This window comes from Streptococcus sp. SM3 (genome assembly GCF_027497875.1).
Window position 1 is genome coordinate 1 of the sequence record NZ_JAJNSA010000155.1, and the last position, 3,456, is coordinate 3,456.

5 protein-coding genes and 1 pseudogene are annotated in these 3,456 nt (G+C 42.5%); all 6 read right to left on the reverse strand.

What is annotated here, in order from left to right; all coding sequences use genetic code 11:
* Positions 1-479: DUF6773 family protein (locus PAN06_RS13360; protein ID WP_269796569.1), on the reverse strand; the 479-nt coding region annotated here is incomplete at its 3' end.
* A 28-nt stretch (positions 480-507) separates the two neighbouring features.
* Positions 508-702 carry a helix-turn-helix transcriptional regulator gene (locus PAN06_RS13365; protein ID WP_003005328.1) on the reverse strand — a complete coding sequence of 65 codons (195 nt, stop codon included), beginning with the start codon at positions 700-702 and terminating at the stop codon, positions 508-510.
* Between the two features lie 125 nt (positions 703-827).
* On the reverse strand, positions 828-1,415 hold the full coding sequence (locus PAN06_RS13370; protein WP_269796570.1) for an MptD family putative ECF transporter S component: 588 nt from the start codon (positions 1,413-1,415) through the stop codon (positions 828-830).
* 12 nt (positions 1,416-1,427) lie between these two features.
* Positions 1,428-2,120 (reverse strand): methionine ABC transporter permease, encoded by a 693-nt coding sequence (locus PAN06_RS13375; protein WP_003008487.1) that lies wholly within the window; start codon positions 2,118-2,120, stop codon positions 1,428-1,430.
* The gene (locus tag PAN06_RS13380; RefSeq protein WP_070675161.1) at positions 2,117-3,184 is read right to left on the reverse strand and encodes a methionine ABC transporter ATP-binding protein; all 1,068 of its coding nucleotides are present in this window, start codon (positions 3,182-3,184) and stop codon (positions 2,117-2,119) included. Before PAN06_RS13380 ends, PAN06_RS13375 begins: the two co-directional genes overlap by 4 nt.
* Positions 3,177-3,456 (reverse strand): annotated as a pseudogene (locus tag PAN06_RS13385) (peptidase M20); the annotation flags it as partial. The gene PAN06_RS13380 and the pseudogene PAN06_RS13385, both read right to left, overlap by 8 nt.

Genomic DNA, 3,456 nt, shown 5'->3' on the forward strand with positions numbered 1-3,456 from the left:
TCTTCATCCTCTAACTCTGCCTCTATCTTCTCTTGTTTTTTCCGATTGATAAGAGCAAGTGGTTTTTCAAACAGATAAGTCAAGATGGCAAAGACGACGATTTCTAATAAAATTTTGACCAGATACTTGGGACTCAAGATAAAGCTCATTGCTTCTCTCTTTCCAATCACATCCATAGCTGTCACAAGCACAGCAAAGAATAGACCTGACCCAAGGCGACTCAACCAGCTATCTTTTTCTAACATATCTCGGATATCAATCCCTGAACTGATCCTTCTCACAAAGGCATAAGCCCCCATGGCAATTAGAAGGAACATCTCAGGGAGATAAGCGACTAGGTCTAAGTCTAGGATACTGGATTTCACAAAGGCAGATAGGGTAATAAAGCAGGTCATGCCAAGGACAAGTTCTCCTGCGATTTTTCCATCAAGTAGCATGGTCCGTTCATCTTTTACAATTGGTTCTTTCTTTTGTTTCATATTCTTCCTCTTTCTATTATTAAAACTGTTACTCCCAGAACAGTTGATCCAGCGTCTTATCCAAGGTCTTACAGATGGCAAGGCAGAGACTGAGGGTTGGGTTATACTTTCCCGCCTCAATCAGACCGATGGTCTGGCGCGTCACTCCAATGGCATCTGCAAGATCCCCCTGGGTCATATCATGCTCGACCCGGGCCATTTTTAATTTGAGATTTTTCGCCACATGATTTTCCTTTCTTGTTTTTATAGCTTTATTATACACTATATTTTCTATTTTGCAATATATATATTGCATTTTGTAAAAAATATTTTTGATAAAACTAAGAAAGCCTGGTTTCCCAGGCTTTCTTAGTTTCCTCTTCTTTTTGTTAGAAATGACTGTAGGATATATGATAGTCCCCATCCTAATCCAGCACCCAGTATGACCGTGAGGACAAAGCAAGTGATGGTCGCTAGATCTGGTGATACCATCACTCGATTGACATAGTCTATCGATTTACCACGATCCAGTAAAGACATGCGGTAACTGGCTGGATAGAACCACATCATAAGAATGGGCCCTGTTGTCGCAAAGGCAAAAATAACAAAAGACAAGGCGTTTCGTAAATTCGAGCGAAAACGACCACTTGAGGCGACCATCTCCGCAAAACTTCCGGCGATCAAGGCTGGAATAAAGGCACCTGCACCATGACGCGAAAAGAGAAAGAAGGAGCCGATCACGCAGCCAACTATAAAGATAGATCCAACTCCTTTTATTTTTTCTAGATAATAGCGGTAGATCGTCCCGCCAAACAAGGCTGAAAAGGCAGGAGCATAAAACATATTTCCTTGATGATCGATCAGATTTCCAACTAAGACCCCCAGTCCAATCGCAAGAAAATAGAGGAAAGTGAAGGCTCCAACTTGTTTTATTTGATTCACATTTATTCTATTCATTGGATACTGATCCTAACGATGGCTAATTTTCTTCGAAAGGAAGTCCCCGATAAATTGGACCAGAACGATAAGAATCAGGATCAATAAGGTCGCCACAAAGATGACATCATTGTTAAACATGTTTTTCCCGTAGTTGATGGCCAAGGTTCCTAATCCTCCAGCACCAACGGCACCTGCCATGGCGGTTTCTCCAATCAAGGAAATGATGGTCACTGTTGTTACACGGATCAAATCAGGAAGCCCTTCACGAAGGTAGACACCGACAATATCCCAGAAGGTTGCCCCACTGGCTTGTGCTGCTTCAATCACCCCTCCATCCAACTCGGACAAGACCACTTGGACTTGGCGGGCAAAGAATGGAAAGACAGCCAAAGACAGCGGAACAAGGGCTGCTGTAGGACCAATGGTATTTTTCAAGAGCAAGTAGGTCAAGGGATTAATAAAGGCCAACAAGATAATGAAAGGAATGGCGCGGAACAAGGAAGTAATCTTATCCAAAATTTGGAAAACGATTCTATTTTCGATGACACCACCTGGACGGGTCAAGACTAACAAAAGTCCTGTCACCAAACCTAAAAATCCACCAATAATGAAGGAAATAACGGTCATGTAAAGAGTCAAGTAAATAGCGGTTCCCCATCCATACTGGCCAGACCACCCTAATTTATAGACATTTGGTAAATATGTTTGAATTAACTGGATCATGCTTTTCTCCCATCTTTCACAATAGTCACGGAAACTCCTGCATTTTCTAACTCAGCTTTGGCCGTTTCCAGATTTTGATTTTCACCTGATAAGATGACCACCAATTCTCCAACAGGCGTGTTATCAAGGATCTCGATGTTCCCAAATAAAATGTTGGCAGATACTTGGTACTGCTTGTATATATCATTGATGATGGCTGTATCTGTCACAGAACCTGCATACTTGAGATGCGCCAAAATCGAATCATCAGGCAAGTTCTTAACAATCGCTTGTTGATTGATTTTCACCATGGCTTCATCAATTCCTGTTGCAACGGTAATGAAGTCTTGCGTCAAAGCATTTTTCGGATTCGAGAAGATATCTAAAACAGACCCTTCTTCAATCAGTTCGCCATTTTGCATGACAGCTACCCGGTTAGCAATATCTTTAACAATTTGCATCTCATGGGTGATCAAGACAATGGTTAAACCAAGTTTTTTGTTTAACTCTTGCAACAAAGCTAGAATTTGTTTGGTCGTCTTTGGATCCAAGGCTGAAGTTGACTCATCTGAGATCAAAATTTTTGGATCGTTGGCAAGGGCACGCGCAATCGCTACCCGCTGCTTTTGACCACCAGACAATTGTGCTGGGTAATTCTCTGCACGGTCAGCTAGACCAACCAATTCCAACAATTTCGCCACTTTCTCATTCTTTTGTTCTTTGTTTAATTTAGAATGTTTAAGAGCAAATGCTACATTTTCTGCGACAGTCATTTGAGCCATCAAGTTGAAGTGTTGGAAAATCATTCCGATATCCCGACGTTTCTCCCGAAGGGCAGCCGGTTTCAAGGTCACCTGATCTTGATAAATCACATCTCCGTCCACAGTGATGGTTCCGGCGCTGGGCACTTGCAAGAGATTGATCACCCGAACCAAGGTCGATTTCCCCGCTCCGGAATACCCTACAATCCCATAGATATCGCCTTCATTAATATGAATGGTCACATCTTTGACGGCTTGGATCTGACGTTTCTTTTGCTGGAAGGTCACATCAATGTGGTCCAGCTGAATCATTGCTTTACTCATAACTTGCTATTAACTCCTTTATCAATTCAATATGGGTGTAATAATCGGCGATTTTCACATTTTCGTCGCCCCCATGATCACGGCTGTTGGCATTGCCAATTCCAAAGGCTGCCATCGGTACCTGCAAAGCCTCAAATACCGTATGCATGGGTCCGGTCCCCGCTGTTGTTGGAAGAACAGAGACTCCTTCTCTATAGAAATCTTTGGCCAGCCGAATGACATTTAAAATCGATGGGGCACTCATATCACTTCGGTAACTCATTTCACCGAGA

Coding starts and splice junctions, on each gene's coding strand:
- PAN06_RS13370 (WP_269796570.1), bottom strand. CDS start 1,415: ATGAATAGAATAAATGTGAATCAAATAAAACAAGTTGGAGCCTTCACT.
- PAN06_RS13375 (WP_003008487.1), bottom strand. CDS start 2,120: ATGATCCAGTTAATTCAAACATATTTACCAAATGTCTATAAATTAGGG.
- PAN06_RS13380 (WP_070675161.1), bottom strand. CDS start 3,184: ATGAGTAAAGCAATGATTCAGCTGGACCACATTGATGTGACCTTCCAG.